This is a genomic window from Pseudomonas sp. SG-MS2, assembly GCF_009933855.1.
Taxonomy (GTDB): Bacteria; Pseudomonadota; Gammaproteobacteria; order Pseudomonadales; family Pseudomonadaceae; genus Aquipseudomonas; species Aquipseudomonas putida_E.
In genome coordinates, this window is sequence record NZ_MOMO01000249.1 from 1 (window position 1) to 14,821 (window position 14,821).

Genomic DNA, 14,821 nt, shown 5'->3' on the forward strand with positions numbered 1-14,821 from the left:
TGCTCGACCTGACCCGCTGGGGCCTGCCCGCCGAGCCGACCGTGCGCCAGGCCCTGGCCGATGGTGCGGATATCGTGACCTTCAGCGGTGACAAGCTGCTTGGCGGCCCGCAGGCGGGGATCATCGTCGGTCGCAAGGATTTGATCGCGAGGATCAAGAAGAACCCGCTGAAACGTGCACTGCGCGTCGACAAGATCACCCTCGCCGCCCTCGAAGCCGTGCTGGCGCTGTACCGCAACCCGGACAGGCTGGCCGAGCGCTTGCCCAGCCTGCGCCTGTTGACCCGCAGCCAGGCTGAAATCCACGCCCAGGCCGAGCGCCTGGCACCCGAGCTCAAGGCTCGCCTCGGGGAGCAATGGGCCGTCAGCGTCGAGCCGGCGCTCGGCATGATCGGCAGCGGCAGCCAGCCGGTTGCGCGCCTGCCCAGCGCCGCGCTGTGCCTGCGCCCACAGGTGTCGAAGAAACTGCGCGGGCGCAGCCTGCATGTGCTGGAGCGCGCCTTGCGCGATCTGGCGGTGCCCGTGCTCGGCCGTATCGACGATGACGCGCTGTGGCTCGACCTGCGCCAGCTGGACGATGAAGCCCAATGGCTGGCGCAGCTACCGGCCCTGCAACTGGGGCCGGTGCAGTGATCGTTGGTACCGCCGGCCACATCGACCACGGCAAGACCGCATTGCTCCAGGCCCTGACCGGGCAGGCCGGCGACCATCGCCAGGAAGAACGCGAGCGCGGCATGACCATCGACCTGGGCTATCGCTATGCCGCCTTGGCTGAAGGCGCGCCACTGACGGGGTTCATCGATGTGCCCGGCCACGAGCGTTTCATCCACAACATGCTTGCCGGCGCCCAGGGTATCGATCTGGTGTTGCTGGTGGTGGCTGCTGATGACGGCGTCATGCCGCAGACCCGTGAGCACCTGGCGATCATCGAGTTGCTGGGCATTCCCCAGGCGCTGGTAGCAATCAGCAAGTGCGACCGGGTCACGCCGGCGCGCGTGGCCCAAGTGCAGGTGCAGATTGCGCAGTTGCTGGCGCCCGGGCCTTATGCCGGGGCGGCGCAGTTCCCGCTGTCGAGTGTCACCTGCGCGGGGGTCGAGGCGCTGCGTCATGCGTTGCTGGCGGCGGGCGAGGGTTTGAAGCAGCGCAGCGTGCGTGGCGGCTTTCGGTTGGCTATCGACCGCGCCTTTGCGGTCACCGGGGCTGGCCTGGTGGTCACGGGTACGGCGCTGGCCGGGCGTGTCAGTGCGGGTGATACGTTGTTGCTGGGCAAGGCCGGTAAAGCGGTGCGGGTACGTGGCCTGCATGCGCAGAACCAGGCGGCGCTGGTGGCTGAAGCGGGGCAGCGTGTAGCGCTGAACATTGCTGCCGAGCGCCTCGCGGTGGAGCAGGTGCGCCGTGGCGATTGGCTGGTATCGCAATGGCTGCACGCGCCCAGCACACGGGTCGATATCGAACTGCAGCTGCTCGCCGGCGAGTCCCGTCCTTTCGAACATTTCAGTGCCGTGCATGTACACCTGGGGACCCAGGACGTCACCGCACGGGTCGCCCTGCTCGAAGGCGAGCGCCTGCTTGCAGGCCAGCGCATGTTCGCCCAATTGTTGCTCAATGCGCCGCTGCAAGCCGTGCATGGCGACCGCCTGGTGCTGCGTGACCAGCGTGCCCAACGCACCCTTGGCGGCGGTACGGTGCTGGACCCGTTCGCACCGAGCCGGCAGCGTCGCAGCGAGGCGCGCTTGCGCCAGTTGGAAGTGCTGCGTGATGCCGAGGGCCTGGAGCAGGCCTTGATGGCGTTGCTCGACAACGCACCAGGCGGGCTCGACCCGCAGCGGCTGGAGCGCCAGTTCAACCGCTTGCGTGAGGGCTGGCAGTTGCCAGCTGACGTGCTGGTGGTCGCAACCAGGCAAGGCCAGTTGTTGTTCGCTAAAGCCCAGTGGCAGGCGCTCAAACACCAGGTGCGCGAACAACTGGCGTTGTNCGACCAGCTTGGCCCGGACCGTGACCGCCTGCGCCGCTTCGCGGCCCTGCCTGTCGAGCGTCCCGCATTCGTCAGCCTGCTCGAGGAGATGCTCGGCGAAGGCACTATTGCCAGCAGCGGGCCGTGGTTGCATCTGCCTGGTCACACGGTGCAGTTGAGCGACGCCGACAACGCGCTATGGTCGCGGCTGCAGCCACGATTGCTGGAAGGGCGCTTCGATCCGCCTTGGGTGCGGACGCTGGCCAGCGAAGAGAAATGTGCCGAGGCGGATGTGCGCCTGTTGTTGCGAAAGTTGGCCAGGCTCGGCGTAGTGCATCAGGTGGTACGTGACTTGTTCTACCCCGAGGCGACGCTACAGCGCATGTCAGAGCTGCTGCTTGGGCAAGCGAATGAAACACCGATAGTGCAGGTGGCCGCATTTCGCGATATGTTGGGCATCGGTCGCAAGCGCAGTGTGCAGATTCTGGAATACTTCGACCGTATCGGCCTGACCCGCAGGGTTGCCGATCAGCGTCACATCCGCGCCGACAGCGCCCTGGCCCAACAGCAGGCCAGGCACTGAGTTCAAGGAAGGCAATCGCGCCCGGTGGCGCGGCCGGGCTTCAAACCCGGTTGGGGACGGCAGCCGTTCCCGGGCAGGTTCGACTCCCGCTGCCTTCCGCCAATTTCCTGTTCAAGCGCGCTCGCCGCACAGGTCCAGCGCAAACCACTGCTCTGCAGCATCTGCATCCAGCCCCGCGCCCAGCAGCGCAAACATCTTGCCCAGCGCCGCCTCACGGGTCATGCCACCGCCACTGACCAGCCCGGCACCGCGCAGGCGGTTGCCCGCCGCATAGGTATCGAACACCACCGAACCCTCGGGGCACTGGCTGATGGCAACCAGCATCACCCCACGCTGGCGCGCCGAGCGCAGCACGTCGAGCAAGGCTTGGTCATCCGACGGCCCGGTGCCGCTGCCGTAACATTCAAGCAGTAGCCCTTGCACCCCGGTGTCGAGCACCGCACGCAGGTGTTCGGCCTGCAAACCGGGGAATACCGGCATCACGGCAATGTTCACCGGTTGGCGCTGCTGGCGATAACCCAAGGTGGCAGGTACGTCGTTCGCCCGCTCGCCTTCACGATGACGCGGCAACGCGGCGAAGGCGTCGAACGCTTCGCTGCGAAGCTTCGAGGCGCGGCAGCCCTGCAACAGCTGGCCATGGAAGTACAGCTGCACGCCAGCCTCAAGGCCTTGCTCGAACTGGCGCAGGGCACCGCACAGGTTGTCCCAGGCATCACTGCCCGGTGCACCGGCCGGCAACATTGACCCGGTCAGCAGAACTGGCACCGGCAGGCCCAGCAGCAGGAACGACAACGCCGCAGCGCTGTGGGCGAGGGTGTCGGTGCCATGCAGCACCAGCACGCCATCGTGGCCGTCATTGTCCACTGCACGGACGATGGCATCGCGCATTGCCAGCCAGTTGTGCTGCTGCATGTTGGCACTGTCGAGCAGCGGGTTCATTTCCTGCAGCGTCCACTGCACCTGGGGTGCATCGCCCAGTTGGGCGAAGTGTTCGCGCATCCGCGCATCGAAACCACCGGCCGGTGCAAGGCCTTCGGCGGTTTCGAGCATGCCGATGGTGCCGCCGGTGTAGAGGACGAGAAGATTCGTGACTGCACGCATGGAAAGCATCCGTAGCGGTGAGCGGAGAGTAGGCAGCCGCCCGCGAACGGGGCGGCTGGGCAGGCGAGGATATCAGCGCTGCGGCTGAACTTCGCCGACGGCTTTGTCAACGGCTGTTTCGGCCTGCGGATTGGCCGGCCAGGCGTTGCGGTCCAGGTCCAGGTCGGCGAACTTGCTCGAGTCGAACACGGGCTGCTTGATGCCGGCTTTGCGCTGGTCGTCGTAATCGCGCATCACACGCAGGCCGACCTTGAACAGCAAGGCCAGGGCGACCAGGTTGACGAAGGCCAGGCAGGTCATGGTGATGTCGGCGAAGGCGAACACGGTGGTCAGGTCCTGTACCGAACCCCAGACCACCAGCGCCAGTACCAGGCCACGGAACACCAGCAGTACCAGGCGGTTGCGGCTGAGGAACTGCAGGCTGTTCTCGCCCAGGTAGTAGTTGTAGAGGATGCAGGTGAAGACGAACAGTGACAGCGCGACGCTGACGAACAGGCGGCCCCAGTCACCGACCACGGCGGCCAGCGAGTTCTGGGTCAGGACGATACCGTCACCTTCGAAACCCGGGGTATAGAAGCCAGACAGCAGGATCAGCAAGGCGGTGCAGGTGCAGATCAGGAAGGTGTCGAGGAACACGCTGAAAGCCTGGACCACGCCTTGCGCACCCGGGTGCTTTACGGCAGCCACGGCAGCGACGTTGGGCGCACTGCCCAAGCCTGCTTCGTTGGCGAACACGCCGCGTTTCACGCCCATGACGATGGCGCTGCCGAGCAGGCCGGCGAATGCAGGGTCCAGGCCGAAGGCGCTTTTGAAGATGGTTTCCAGCATTGCCGGTACGTGTTCGATCTGGGTGCCGATCACGTACAGGGTCACGCCGATGTAGGCCAGGGTCTTGACCGGTACCAGCAGGTCGGAGACTGCGGCGATACGCTTGATGCCACCCAGGAACACGATAGCCAGCAGCACCGCCAGGGCGATACCGGTGTGGCTTGGGTCGAAGCCGAAGGCGTTCTGCAGTGAATGTGTCACGGTGTACGACTGCAGGCCCATGAAGGCGAAGCCGTAGGTGACCAGCAGCAGGATCGAGAACACGATGGCCATGCTCCTGAGCTTCAGGCCGTGCAGGATGTAGTAGGCCGGGCCACCACGGTACAGGCCATCGCCATCGGCGCGCTTGTACACCTGGGCCAAGGTACATTCGAAGAAGCTGCTGGCCATGCCCACCAGTGCGGTGACCCACATCCAGAACACGGCCCCCGGGCCACCCAGGGTCACGGCGATGCCGACACCGGCGATGTTACCGGCGCCAACGCGGCCGGCCAGGCTCAGCATCAGGGCCTGGAAGGAGCTCAGCTGGCCTGCCTGGCCACGCAGCGATTCCTTGAACACACTGAACATGTGGGCGAAATGGCGGAACTGTACGAACCGCGAGCGGATGGTGAAGTAACCGCCGAGACCGACGATCAGCACGATGAGAAGCTTCCCCGAAAGGAAATCGTTGAGTGCTTCGAGCATTGGAAAATGACCTCGATTCTTATTCTTCGCGTGAAAAGACCAGCGGACGGCAGGCGCACCGCTATCGTTGGGGCGCATGGTTGGCCATGACAAGAGTGGTTACAATTTCGCGGGTTGCTCTGAATTGATGCGACTTGATGCTACACTTGCGCCATTCGCGTCACCCTGGATTCAGAACATGAGCGATCATTTCGCTACCAACCTCAAATTGGCCTGCAGCCACTACCGCTCTATCTCCGAAGTTTGCCGCCAGCTGTCGATCAACCGTGCGCAGTTCAACAAGTACCTGAGCGGGCAGAGCCGCCCGACGGCGTTCAACCTCAAGCGCATCGGTGATTTCTTCGGTGTCGAGGACTACGAGCTGAACTTGCCTCCCGAGCAGTTCGCCCGCCTGATCGGCGCCCGGGTATCGGCCGTGGCCGATCAGCCCAGCGACCCGATCAGCGAGCTGTTCCGCCCGTTGCACGAGCACGCCGGCAACCTGTCGCGCTACTGCGGCTATTACTTCGAGTACTCCAACTGCATGTCGGTACCTGGCACGATCCTGGTGTCACTGGTGCACCTGCGCGAGGAGCGCGGCCGCTTCCTGTTCGAACGCCAGGAGCGTCAGGAGCGCTCCACCGCCACCGACCTGCATGCCGAGGTGCGTTGCCGCTACCTGGGCGCGGCGTTCCAGTTGCAGGACCGGATGTTTCTCATCGACTACGAGTCGCTGACCCTGAACGAGATGAGCCAGACCATCCTTATCCCCAGCTTCAAGAGCCGCATCACCCGCTTGAATGGCCTGAAGACCGGTGTTTCCAGCGGCGACCGGCGCAACCCGGCCTGCACACGGGTGGTGTGGGAGTACCTGGGTGAGGAGATCAACCGCATCAACGCCTACCGGCAGGTGAAGCTGTATCAGCCGGACGATCCGCGAATCGATGACGACGTGCGTGAGCGGCTGAGTGTGGGGCCACTCAGTAACGGCTTGTTCGAAATCGAATAGATTGAGCGTCTGTATGGGTATCGCCTCTTGGCGTCCGATGTCACGGGACAGGCCCAGCTGGCTTGCAGTTTATTGAATGCGAGATGGCGGATCTCGGGTCCGGCCTTAGCGTTTACCCCGGTAGTGCTGTCAGCCTCAGGGTTGGACTTCCCCGTCTGGAAACCGCAAAATGAACCCTTTCCCTCATCAACCTGTTCGGATCTGCTGACTCTATGCGTATGCGCCTGATGCTGTTGGGTGGTGGCAATGCCCTCGGGCAAGCGCTGATTCGTCTCGGGGCCGAGGAGGACATCGCATTTCTGGCGCCGCGCCCGCCGGAAGACGGCTGGACGCCAGCAAGCCTGACCCAGCTGCTTGACGATCATCGCCCCGATGCGCTGGTCAACCTGGCTTACTACTTCGACTGGTTCCAGGCCGAGTCGGTCAGCGAGCCGCGCCTGGCTCAGCAGGAGCGGGCGGTGGAGCGCTTGGCGGAGCTGTGCCAGCATCACCAGATCACCCTGGTGCAGCCTTCCAGCTATCGGGTGTTCGATGGTTCGCGTGCCACGGCCTATAGCGAAAAAGATGAGCCCGTGCCGTTGGGCCTGCGTGGCCAGGCCTTGTGGCGCATCGAACAGAGCGTGCGTGCGGCGTGCCCGCAGCATGTGCTGCTGCGCTTCGGCTGGTTGCTGGACGAGAGCATCGACGGTGCCCTGGGCCGCTTCCTGACCCGCGCCGAGCAACCGCAGGAGCTGTTGCTGGCCGATGACCGCCGCGGTAACCCGACGCCGGTCGACGATGCCGCGCGGGTGATCCTGTCGGTGCTCAAGCAGCTTGATTGCACCGCGCCGCTGTGGGGCACTTACCACTACGCCGGTAACGAGGCGACCACGCCGCTGGCGCTGGGCCAGGCGATCCTCACCGAGGCCGGGCAGCATCGCCAGCTGGCCGTGCAGGCGCCGACCGCGCAGGCGCATGCCGCCCGCCCGGATGCCAGTGAAGAACCGCAGAACGCGGTGCTGGCCTGCAAGAAAATCCTTCATACCTTCGGCATCAAGCCGCGTGCCTGGCGCGCCGGCCTGCCGCCTCTACTGGACCGTTTCTACCGCCATGGCTGACGCCCCCATCCTGATCACCGGCGGCGCCGGCTTCATTGGCTCCCACCTGTGCGATGCGTTGCTGGCTAAAGGCTACGCGGTGCGTGTGCTGGACGACCTTTCCACTGGCAAGCGCGACAACCTGCAACTGGGCAACCCGCGCCTTGAGCTGGTGGAGGGTGATGTTGCCGATGCCGCACTGGTGCAGCGCGCCGCGGCAGGTTGCAGCGCTGTGGTTCATTTGGCCGCGGTGGCTTCGGTGCAGGCTTCGGTCGAAGACCCGGTAAAGACCCACCAGAGCAATTTCATCGGCACCCTCAATGTCTGTGAGGCCATGCGCCTGCAGGGTGTGCGCCGGGTGCTGTTCGCCTCCAGCGCGGCGGTGTACGGCAATAACGGCGAAGGCCAGTCGATTGCCGAGGAGACGCCCAAGGCACCGCTGACCCCCTATGCGGTGGACAAGCTGGCCAGCGAGCAGTACCTGGACTTCTACCGCCGCCAGCATGGGCTGGAACCGGTGGTGTTTCGCTTCTTCAACATCTTCGGGCCGCGCCAGGACCCTTCGTCCCCGTACTCCGGGGTGATCAGCATTTTCAGTGAGCGGGCCACCCAAGGGTTGCCGATCACGGTGTTCGGCGACGGCGAGCAAACTCGGGATTTCCTGTATGTGGGCGACCTGGTGCAGGTGATGGTGCAGGCGCTCGAGCAGCCGCAGGTGGAAGAGGGCGCGGTGAATATCGGCCTGAACCAGGCGACTTCGCTGAACCAGTTGCTCAAGGCGCTGGAAACCGTGGTCGGCAGCTTGCCGCCTGTCAGCTATGGCGAGGCTCGTTCGGGTGACATTCGCCACTCGCGGGCGGATAACCAGCGTTTGCTGGCACGATTCGATTTTCCGCAGCCGACTTCGATGGTCGAAGGGCTGGCGCGCTTGCTCGGCAAGGCCTGACTTAGGCCGCTTTGCGGCCCATCGCCGGCAAGCCGGCTCCCACGCTGATTGATGTACTCCGCACCTTGTGGGAGCTGGCTTGCCGGCGATGGGCTGCGTAGCAGCCCTAATGAGACTAACTGACTGGCATCAGGCCTTGGCCGCCCTGCATCGCAGTGGTCAGAACTTGTAGCCAAGGCCGACCATGTAGACCCACGGGTCGACTTCTACGTTGACCTTGGTCTTGCTGTAGCCCAGCGCGCTCGGGCCGTCGACGGTGGCCTTGGTGTCGATATCGACGTACCAGACCGAAGCGTTGACCAACAGGTTGTCGGTGAGCATGTAGTCCATCCCCAACTGCCCGGCGATACCGACCGAGTCCTGCAGCTTGAGGTTGCTGAAGCCCTGTTGCTTGCGCGCGCTGCTCAGGTCTTCGTCGAAGAACAGGGTGTAGTTGATGCCGATACCCGCGTACGGCTGGAAGCGCGAGTTCGGTGCCATCGGGTAGTACTGCAGCGACAGGGTCGGTGGCAGTTGCTTGATGTCGGCCAGCTTGCCGTCCAGGCCGCCACCCAGGCCCTTCACGCCCACGGTGTGCTGGAACGGCGTGGCCGCCAGCAGTTCAAGGCCGACGTGGTCGGTGAGCATGTAGGCGAAAGTCAGGCCCAGTTGGGTGTCGCTGTCCAGGGTCGCCTTGGTGCCCGACACCTTGTTGCCGTCGAACTTCAGGTCGCCGCTGCTTTCGTTCGGGGCGGTGGTGATCGCGCCTGCGCGCAGGATCATGTCTCCCGCCTGGTAGGCGTGGGCGGCAGGGGCGGCGAGCGCAAGGGCCACAAGTGAGGCGCCGAGCAAGGACTTGTTCATGGAAGCTCCGAAAGGACGTGAGTAATCAAGTTGTCCAATGGTACGGAGCCGTCTAAACCGAATGTTTGACCCAGCTCAAAGAACTGCGTTCACGAATTAGAAACAGTTCTCACTTCAGCTCATAAACGTATATTTTCTCGGCTTCCATCTGGTAGCCGGCGTCGGCCAGTTCGCTGCTGGAGGCTCTGACGTGCAGCTTTCCTTCAATCCAGTAGGGCTGGTACAGGTCTTCGACGCGTACGCCCATTTCGCTGAAAATATGCACGATCTGGTTGGAGGGCGGTGGCGGTACATGGATACAGGCGCCGTAGTAGGGCACTAACAGGAACTCGGTAGTGCGACCTTCTTCGCTGACTTCCAGTGGCACGATATAGCCGGGAAGTTTGATTTGCTGGCCGTCCAGGTCCTTGACCACCGGCGCATCGGGCGCTTGCTGGCGCGCCGCTGGGGCTGACTCAGCGGACAGGGCGCTGCTCAGTTGCGACATGTCGTGTAGCGGGGCGAGTTGCGGCGGGATGATCGGCGCGCCTTCCGGGATCAGTGCAGGCCAGTCGAGTTCGCGGGGTTCGGCCGCCCAGGTGGGGGCGGCGAGCATCAGCAGGGATAAAAACAGCGCGCGGAACATGGCGTTTTCTCAGAGGTGAATCGACAACCCATCGGCCAGCGACTGCCGGTAAGCGCGCCAGGCCGGCACGCTGCCCATCAGCAGCGCTGCGCCGAGGATGATAGCAAGCAGCGTCCACTCGTGCGTGCTGGGCCAGGCCAGCGGCAGGTACAGGCCGTAGTTGGCCTGAACGTAGCCTTGGGCGAGGGCGATGCCGGCATACAGCAGGCCAAGCCCGGCAACGATACCGGCACTTGCCAGTGCCAGCGCTTCAAGCACCAGCAACCCGGCAATGTGCCAAGGCCGGGCCCCCACCGAGCGCAGAATCGCCATTTCCCGGCGACGTTCGTTGAGGCTGGTGAGAATGGCCGTGAGCATGCCGATCAAACCGGTCAACACGACGAACAGCGAGACCACGAACAACGCCTGTTCGGCCGTACCCATCAGGCTCCACAACTCCTGCAGCGCTACCCCGGGCAAGATCGCCAGCAGCGGCTCGCTGCGGTATTCATTGATCTCGCGCTGCAGGCTGAAGGTGGCGATCTTGCTGTTCAGGCCCAGCATGAACGCGGTGATCGCGGCGGGCTGAAGGTCCATGGCGCGAGCCTGTTCGGCGCTGATGCGCCCGGCACCACGGGCAGGCACGCCGTTATGCCAGTCGATATGGATCGCCTCCATGCCCGCCAGGCTGATGTGCAGCGTGCGGTCGACAGGTGTGCCGGTGCGTTTGAGCACGCCGACCACGGTGAACGGCTTGTCGTCGTGTTTGACCAGGCTGATTGCCGCCACGCCATGGGCAAGCACCAGCTTGTCGCCAAGCCTGTAGTGCAGCGCCTCGGCCACCTCGGCGCCCAGCACCACCTCGAACGGATCGCCGGCGAACTCACGGCCCTGGCTCAGCTCCAGGTGCTGCCGGCGACCGTACTGGTAATGGCTGAAGTATTCACCGGTGGTGCCCATTACCCGGTAGCCGCGGTGCGAGTCGCCGAGCGAGATGGGAATCGCCCACTTCACCCGTGGGTCCTGGGCGTAATGCTGGTAACTGTCCCAACGGATATTGTTGGTGGCGTTGCCGATGCGGAACACCGAATACAGCAGCAGGTTTACCGAACCCGAGCGGGCGCCGACGATTAGGTCGGTGCCGCTGATGGTGCTGGCGAAACTGGCGCGTGCTTCGGTGCGCACACGTTCCACGGCCAGCAGCAGGCACACCGACAGGGCGATGGCGAAGGCGGTGAGAAACGCCGTGAAACGGCGATTGGCCAGGCTGGTCAGGGCAAGGCGAAGCAGGTACATCAGGCCTCCCGGGGCTTGGCTGCGCGGTTGAGTTCGGCCAGTGACAGATGACGGTCGAACAGCGGTGCCAGGCTCTGGTCATGGCTGACGAACAACAGGCTGGAGCCGGCGGCGCGACATTCATCGAACAGCAGGCGGATGAACGCCTCGCGGGTGTCGGCATCCAGTGCCGAGGTCGGTTCGTCGGCAATGACCAGCTCGGGTTGGCCGATCAATGCTCGGGCAGCGGCCACCCTTTGTTGCTGGCCGATCGACAGGCTGTCGGCGCGGCGGGCAAGCAGTGCCGGGTCGTTCAGGCCCAGATGGGCAAGCAGCTCGCGGGCAGCTTGGTCGACACTGCCGTGGCGTTGGCGGGCGCGGTCGGCCCGGCTGTGCGAAAAGCGGCAGGGCAGTTCGACGTTTTCCCGTACCGAGAGGAACGGCAGCAGGTTGAACTGCTGGAAGATATAACCGGTGTGATCGACCCGAAAGCGGTCGCGGGCGCCCTGGCCAAGGCTGCCGAGATCCTGGCCGAGCAACTGGATACGGCCCTGGGCTGGCACGTTCACCCCGCCCAGCAGGCCCAGCAAGGTGGTCTTGCCACTGCCGCTGGGGCCCTTGAGGAACAGGGCCTCGCCTGCTTCCAGGCGAAACGCGGGTATATCCAGCAATGGCGGCTGCCCTGGCCAGGCGAACACCAGGTCTTGCAGGGCGATCAACGGCAGGCTCATTCAGAACGCGACCACGGCCTTGGCAGGCGAGGTTTCCAGGCCTTTCTGGCCGTTCGGGCCGATCAACTGCACATTGATTTTCTGCGTGGCGGGGAAGGTCTTGAACAGCGGTGTGAGGTCGAGCTGAGAGAATTTTTCCGGGGCGGAGCATTTGAGCTGATAGTGCGCACTGATGTCGCTGTGCTGGTGGCCATGCTCATGTTCATCACCGTCGTCATCTTTTGCCGCATCACCGAACAGTGGGCTCTCCAGCTCCTGAGCATCTTCCTTGCAGCCAGCAGCCGCTGCCAGGCCAAACAGCTTCAGAGGTTGCTCGAGCTGCTGGCGCACGGCGGCGACCTTGGCTTTGTCGGCATCACTGCTGGCGCTGTGTTCAAAGCCGACCAGGTTCATTGCCGGGCTGTCCAGCTCCAGCTCAAGGGTGTTGCCGTCGAGCACCACATTGAGCTTGGCCACACCGTGCTCATGCGCCCCGAGCGTGCCGTGGGCGTGATCATGGTCTTCGTGGGCATGAGCCACGGCCAGGGGCAGCAGGGCGAAGGGCAGGGCGAGCAGCAGGCGACGCATGGGTGACTCCAGAAGCGGACCGGGAAAGATTTAGTAATGTTATAACAACTTTTCTCTGTGCCGCCAGCCTGCGTGGTGAAGGTTTCATGTTGTTGTAGCATGAGGGTATTGAACGCGCCTGAAGGAATGCATCGTGAGAATTCGTGGACAGATTGGTGACTGGCCGGTGGACCTGAGCATTGAGCTGGAGCCCGAAGAGTGGGCGCAGTTGGGGCGGCAGCTTGAAATGCCTGTGGCGGCCGAAACGGTATCGCAGGCTATAGCGGCAGCGCCGCGCCAGGATGACGGGCAGTGGACGGCTGCGCGGGAGGTGCTGCGTCAGGCGGGGCAGATGAACGGGCCAGAATTGCTGGACCGGTTGGAAGGGCTGGCGGGTAGTACGGCGGCGGGCAAGCGGCTGCTGGTGCGGTTGCGACACAGCAGTGAGGTGAAGGTGGAAAGTGGCGCGGATGCGCCGGTGTATCACTGGATCGGGTAAAGCTGTAGGCCTGTGTTGCCCCGCAAGCGAGGGCATGGCCCTCGCCTGTTGGGCGAATCAGAACATGGCCGAAGACAGCCTACGGCGGTAAACAGCCACCAGCGGATGGTCGCCACCGAGCAGGTCGAACACTTGCAGCATCGCCTTCTGCGGCAAGCCGTTTTCATAGGCGCGGTTACGCTGGAACAGTTTTAGCAGCCCATCCAGCGCCGCTTCATACTGCTGGCGCGCCAGTTGCTGGATGCACAGCTGGTAAGTCGCCTCATCATCCTGCGGGTTCTGCGCCAGGCGGCTTTTCAGGTCGGCGACTTCCGGCAGGCTGGCAGCCTGGCGCAGGAAGGTCAGCTGCGCTTTGGCACCGGCCAGGGCGGCCTTGTGCTCATCGGTCTTGACCGCGTCCAGCACAACCTGCGCTTCGCCCAGCTCGCCGCGCTCAGCCAGGCAGCGGGCATACAGGATCAGCGCCTCGGCATTGCTGTTGTCTTCACCCAGCAGGGCCTGCAGCAATGCCTCGGCCTCGGCGAAACGGCTCTCGGCGAACAAACCTTTGGCTTGCTCCAAGGGCGAGGCGGCCGGTGCGGCAGGCATCTGCACATGAGGCTCGAGCATGGCGCGGATCGCCGACTCCGGCTGCGCGCCGGCAAAGCCGTCGACCGGCTGGCCATCCTTGAACAGCACAACCGTGGGCAGGCTGCGAATGCCGAACTGGGCAACGACTTGCTGCTCAACGTCGCAGTTGATCTTGGCCAGCAGCAGCTCGCCCTGATAACCCTCGGTGATTTTCGCCAGCAGTGGCATCAGCGCCTTGCAGGGCGCGCACCACTCTGCCCAGAAGTCCACGAGGACCGGCTTGTGGAAGGAGTTTTCGATCACCAGTTGCTGGAAGTTGGCATCGGTGGCATCGAAGATAAACGGTGTTTCCTGGCTCATCGTGACTCTCGCAAATCCGTGAATGGCACCACTATAAAGGCTCGCGGCTGGCGTGGTACAGGCTGACCCGGCGGAATTCGTGCGGCTCGGCCAGGTCCGGCAGGGTCAGTGCTTCAAGCACGCCCAACTGCTGGTAAAGCGGGTGGCTGAAATCGCGTACTCGGGAGTCTGCCACCAGCGCCTGGCGACCGCGGCCGAGGAAGGCATCGAGCAGCGGCAGATTGGCGCGGTCGTACAGCACATCGGCAACCAGAATCAGGTCGAAACGGTCTTCTTCGGCGAAGAAGTCATTGCTGTAACTGAGCTCGACCCCGTTCAGCTCGGCATTGGCGCGGCTGGCATCGAGTGCCAGCGGGTCGAGATCGCAGGCCACCACTTCCAATGCCCCGGCGCGCGCTGCAGCAATGCCGGCGATACCGGAGCCGGCGCCAAAGTCCAGCACGCGCTTGCCGGCCACCCATTCAGGGTGCTCGGCCAGGTAGCGGGCCATGGCCAGGCCGCTGGCCCAGCAAAAGCTCCAGTACGGTGGGTCGTCGAGAATGCGCCGGGTTTCTTCGCTGCTGAAGGCGCGGTCCATGTTCTGATCGTCGATCAACCAGAGTTTGAGCGCGCACCCCGGCAGTTCGCTGACGACCAGCCGCGCTTCGCAGATCAGGCCGCTGAGGGCCTGTTGCAAGGCAAGCGGCGCCACCTAAGGCGCCTTCTTGAAACGCAGCGGGCCTGTGGCTTGAGTCTGGGCCTGGGTGATGCGCACGGGCGGCAGGTGCATGATCAGTTGGCCCGACTGGCTGGCGCGGCCACGCAGTTCGACCCGAGCCCCGGCCGGGAAGACCTCCGGGTTGAAGCGCAGGCGGTAGGGCAGCGCCTGGCCGGTCCCGGTCAGGGTGCTGCTGGCCAGAAGCTGTTGCGGCCGGTCGCGCTCGTCGATGACCAGCAAGGCCAGCTCCACGTCGGCACCGCGGGGGATTTCCAGCAAGGTACCGCTCAGTTCGCGTTGATAGGCGGGCAGCGGGCCCAGTGGTTCGGCCTTTTTCGCCACCTTGGCGGGCGCAGGTGCCGGGGCTGGCTCGGTCTTCGGCCGATCGCTGCCACAGGCGGCGAGCAGGGCGGCGCAGCCCAGCACGACGAGCGCTCGATAATGCATGGGGTAGTCCTTCAGGGGCAGATTTACCTTGGATGTTAACCCCTTTGGCTTGTCTTGCCAGTGGGATGCGCTACCATGGCCCTCCCT

At 64.2% G+C, this 14,821-nt stretch carries 15 protein-coding genes, 1 tRNA gene and 1 pseudogene; 7 read left to right on the plus strand and 10 right to left on the minus strand.

Annotated features, from left to right (window positions below):
* The 3 genes and pseudogenes from BLX42_RS23470 to BLX42_RS23480 form a co-directional block, all read left to right on the plus strand.
* Positions 1 to 632, plus strand: a pseudogene (locus BLX42_RS23470) (L-seryl-tRNA(Sec) selenium transferase); the annotation flags it as partial.
* Positions 629 to 2,536, plus strand: a complete 1,908-nt coding sequence (gene selB / locus BLX42_RS23475; protein WP_161872784.1) for a selenocysteine-specific translation elongation factor — start codon at positions 629 to 631, stop codon at positions 2,534 to 2,536. The pseudogene BLX42_RS23470 and the gene selB, both read left to right, overlap by 4 nt.
* Positions 2,537 to 2,542: 6 nt before the next feature.
* Positions 2,543 to 2,638, plus strand: a tRNA-Sec gene (locus BLX42_RS23480).
* Positions 2,639 to 2,647: 9 nt separating this feature from the next.
* Here the strand turns inward: BLX42_RS23480 and BLX42_RS23485 are convergent.
* Both BLX42_RS23485 and BLX42_RS23490 read right to left on the minus strand, forming a co-directional pair.
* Positions 2,648 to 3,637 carry an asparaginase gene (locus BLX42_RS23485; protein WP_115273459.1) on the minus strand — a complete coding sequence of 330 codons (990 nt, stop codon included), beginning with the start codon at positions 3,635 to 3,637 and terminating at the stop codon, positions 2,648 to 2,650.
* 72 nt (positions 3,638 to 3,709) lie between these two features.
* A complete protein-coding gene (locus BLX42_RS23490; RefSeq protein WP_115273460.1) occupies positions 3,710 to 5,152 on the minus strand; it encodes a sodium:alanine symporter family protein in 1,443 nt (480 codons plus the stop codon).
* 178 nt (positions 5,153 to 5,330) lie between these two features.
* Here BLX42_RS23490 and BLX42_RS23495 point away from each other — a divergent pair, with 178 nt between their 5' ends.
* The 3 genes from BLX42_RS23495 (at position 5,331) to BLX42_RS23505 (ending at position 8,162) form a co-directional block, all read left to right on the plus strand.
* Positions 5,331 to 6,140, plus strand: coding sequence for a helix-turn-helix transcriptional regulator (locus BLX42_RS23495; protein ID WP_012312493.1), 810 nt, complete (start codon positions 5,331 to 5,333; stop codon positions 6,138 to 6,140).
* 212 nt (positions 6,141 to 6,352) lie between these two features.
* Positions 6,353 to 7,237, plus strand: coding sequence for a sugar nucleotide-binding protein (locus tag BLX42_RS23500; RefSeq protein WP_046785086.1), 885 nt, complete (start codon positions 6,353 to 6,355; stop codon positions 7,235 to 7,237).
* Positions 7,230 to 8,162: an NAD-dependent epimerase/dehydratase family protein gene (locus BLX42_RS23505; protein WP_161872775.1), complete on the plus strand. Its 933-nt coding sequence runs from the start codon at positions 7,230 to 7,232 to the stop codon at positions 8,160 to 8,162. Before BLX42_RS23500 ends, BLX42_RS23505 begins: the two co-directional genes overlap by 8 nt.
* Before the next feature lie 159 nt (positions 8,163 to 8,321).
* Here BLX42_RS23505 and BLX42_RS23510 read toward each other — a convergent pair whose 3' ends face one another.
* The 5 genes from BLX42_RS23510 to BLX42_RS23530 form a co-directional block, all read right to left on the minus strand.
* Positions 8,322 to 9,005, minus strand: coding sequence for an OmpW family protein (locus BLX42_RS23510; protein WP_012312498.1), 684 nt, complete (start codon positions 9,003 to 9,005; stop codon positions 8,322 to 8,324).
* Positions 9,006 to 9,114: 109 nt separating this feature from the next.
* Complete coding sequence (locus BLX42_RS23515) at positions 9,115 to 9,630, minus strand: DUF3299 domain-containing protein (RefSeq protein WP_046785088.1); 516 nt, start codon at positions 9,628 to 9,630, stop codon at positions 9,115 to 9,117.
* Positions 9,631 to 9,639: 9 nt separating this feature from the next.
* Entirely contained in the window at positions 9,640 to 10,905 is a 1,266-nt protein-coding gene (locus tag BLX42_RS23520; protein WP_161872776.1) for an ABC transporter permease, read from the minus strand.
* Positions 10,905 to 11,615 carry an ABC transporter ATP-binding protein gene (locus tag BLX42_RS23525; RefSeq protein ID WP_161872777.1) on the minus strand — a complete coding sequence of 237 codons (711 nt, stop codon included), beginning with the start codon at positions 11,613 to 11,615 and terminating at the stop codon, positions 10,905 to 10,907. Before BLX42_RS23525 ends, BLX42_RS23520 begins: the two co-directional genes overlap by 1 nt.
* Positions 11,616 to 12,182, minus strand: coding sequence for a DUF2796 domain-containing protein (locus tag BLX42_RS23530; RefSeq protein WP_161872778.1), 567 nt, complete (start codon positions 12,180 to 12,182; stop codon positions 11,616 to 11,618).
* A 133-nt stretch (positions 12,183 to 12,315) separates the two neighbouring features.
* Between BLX42_RS23530 and BLX42_RS23535 the strand changes: the two genes are divergently transcribed.
* Positions 12,316 to 12,660: a hypothetical protein gene (locus BLX42_RS23535; RefSeq protein ID WP_115273465.1), complete on the plus strand. Its 345-nt coding sequence runs from the start codon at positions 12,316 to 12,318 to the stop codon at positions 12,658 to 12,660.
* Between the two features lie 57 nt (positions 12,661 to 12,717).
* Here the strand turns inward: BLX42_RS23535 and trxA are convergent, their stop codons facing one another.
* From trxA to BLX42_RS23550, 3 genes are read right to left on the minus strand one after another with little or no spacing between them, the layout of a single operon-like run.
* Positions 12,718 to 13,590, minus strand: coding sequence for a thioredoxin (gene trxA, locus BLX42_RS23540; protein ID WP_115273466.1), 873 nt, complete (start codon positions 13,588 to 13,590; stop codon positions 12,718 to 12,720).
* Between the two features lie 31 nt (positions 13,591 to 13,621).
* The gene (locus BLX42_RS23545; protein WP_161872779.1) at positions 13,622 to 14,281 is read right to left on the minus strand and encodes a methyltransferase; all 660 of its coding nucleotides are present in this window, start codon (positions 14,279 to 14,281) and stop codon (positions 13,622 to 13,624) included.
* Entirely contained in the window at positions 14,282 to 14,734 is a 453-nt protein-coding gene (locus BLX42_RS23550) for a YbaY family lipoprotein (RefSeq protein ID WP_012312506.1), read from the minus strand. It abuts the gene before it with no gap.
* Between the last annotated feature and the right edge of the window lie 87 nt (positions 14,735 to 14,821).

Excerpts from the sequence above, each read along its gene's own strand:
- BLX42_RS23485 (WP_115273459.1), bottom strand. The coding sequence starts at position 3,637 with ATGCGTGCAGTCACGAATCTTCTCGTCCTCTACACCGGCGGCACCATC.
- BLX42_RS23490 (WP_115273460.1), bottom strand. The coding sequence starts at position 5,152 with ATGCTCGAAGCACTCAACGATTTCCTTTCGGGGAAGCTTCTCATCGTG.
- BLX42_RS23495 (WP_012312493.1), top strand. The coding sequence starts at position 5,331 with ATGAGCGATCATTTCGCTACCAACCTCAAATTGGCCTGCAGCCACTAC.
- BLX42_RS23500 (WP_046785086.1), top strand. The coding sequence starts at position 6,353 with ATGCGTATGCGCCTGATGCTGTTGGGTGGTGGCAATGCCCTCGGGCAA.
- BLX42_RS23505 (WP_161872775.1), top strand. The coding sequence starts at position 7,230 with ATGGCTGACGCCCCCATCCTGATCACCGGCGGCGCCGGCTTCATTGGC.
- BLX42_RS23510 (WP_012312498.1), bottom strand. The coding sequence starts at position 9,005 with ATGAACAAGTCCTTGCTCGGCGCCTCACTTGTGGCCCTTGCGCTCGCC.
- BLX42_RS23515 (WP_046785088.1), bottom strand. The coding sequence starts at position 9,630 with ATGTTCCGCGCGCTGTTTTTATCCCTGCTGATGCTCGCCGCCCCCACC.
- BLX42_RS23520 (WP_161872776.1), bottom strand. The coding sequence starts at position 10,905 with ATGTACCTGCTTCGCCTTGCCCTGACCAGCCTGGCCAATCGCCGTTTC.
- BLX42_RS23525 (WP_161872777.1), bottom strand. The coding sequence starts at position 11,615 with ATGAGCCTGCCGTTGATCGCCCTGCAAGACCTGGTGTTCGCCTGGCCA.
- BLX42_RS23530 (WP_161872778.1), bottom strand. The coding sequence starts at position 12,182 with ATGCGTCGCCTGCTGCTCGCCCTGCCCTTCGCCCTGCTGCCCCTGGCC.
- trxA (WP_115273466.1), bottom strand. The coding sequence starts at position 13,590 with ATGAGCCAGGAAACACCGTTTATCTTCGATGCCACCGATGCCAACTTC.
- BLX42_RS23550 (WP_012312506.1), bottom strand. The coding sequence starts at position 14,734 with ATGCATTATCGAGCGCTCGTCGTGCTGGGCTGCGCCGCCCTGCTCGCC.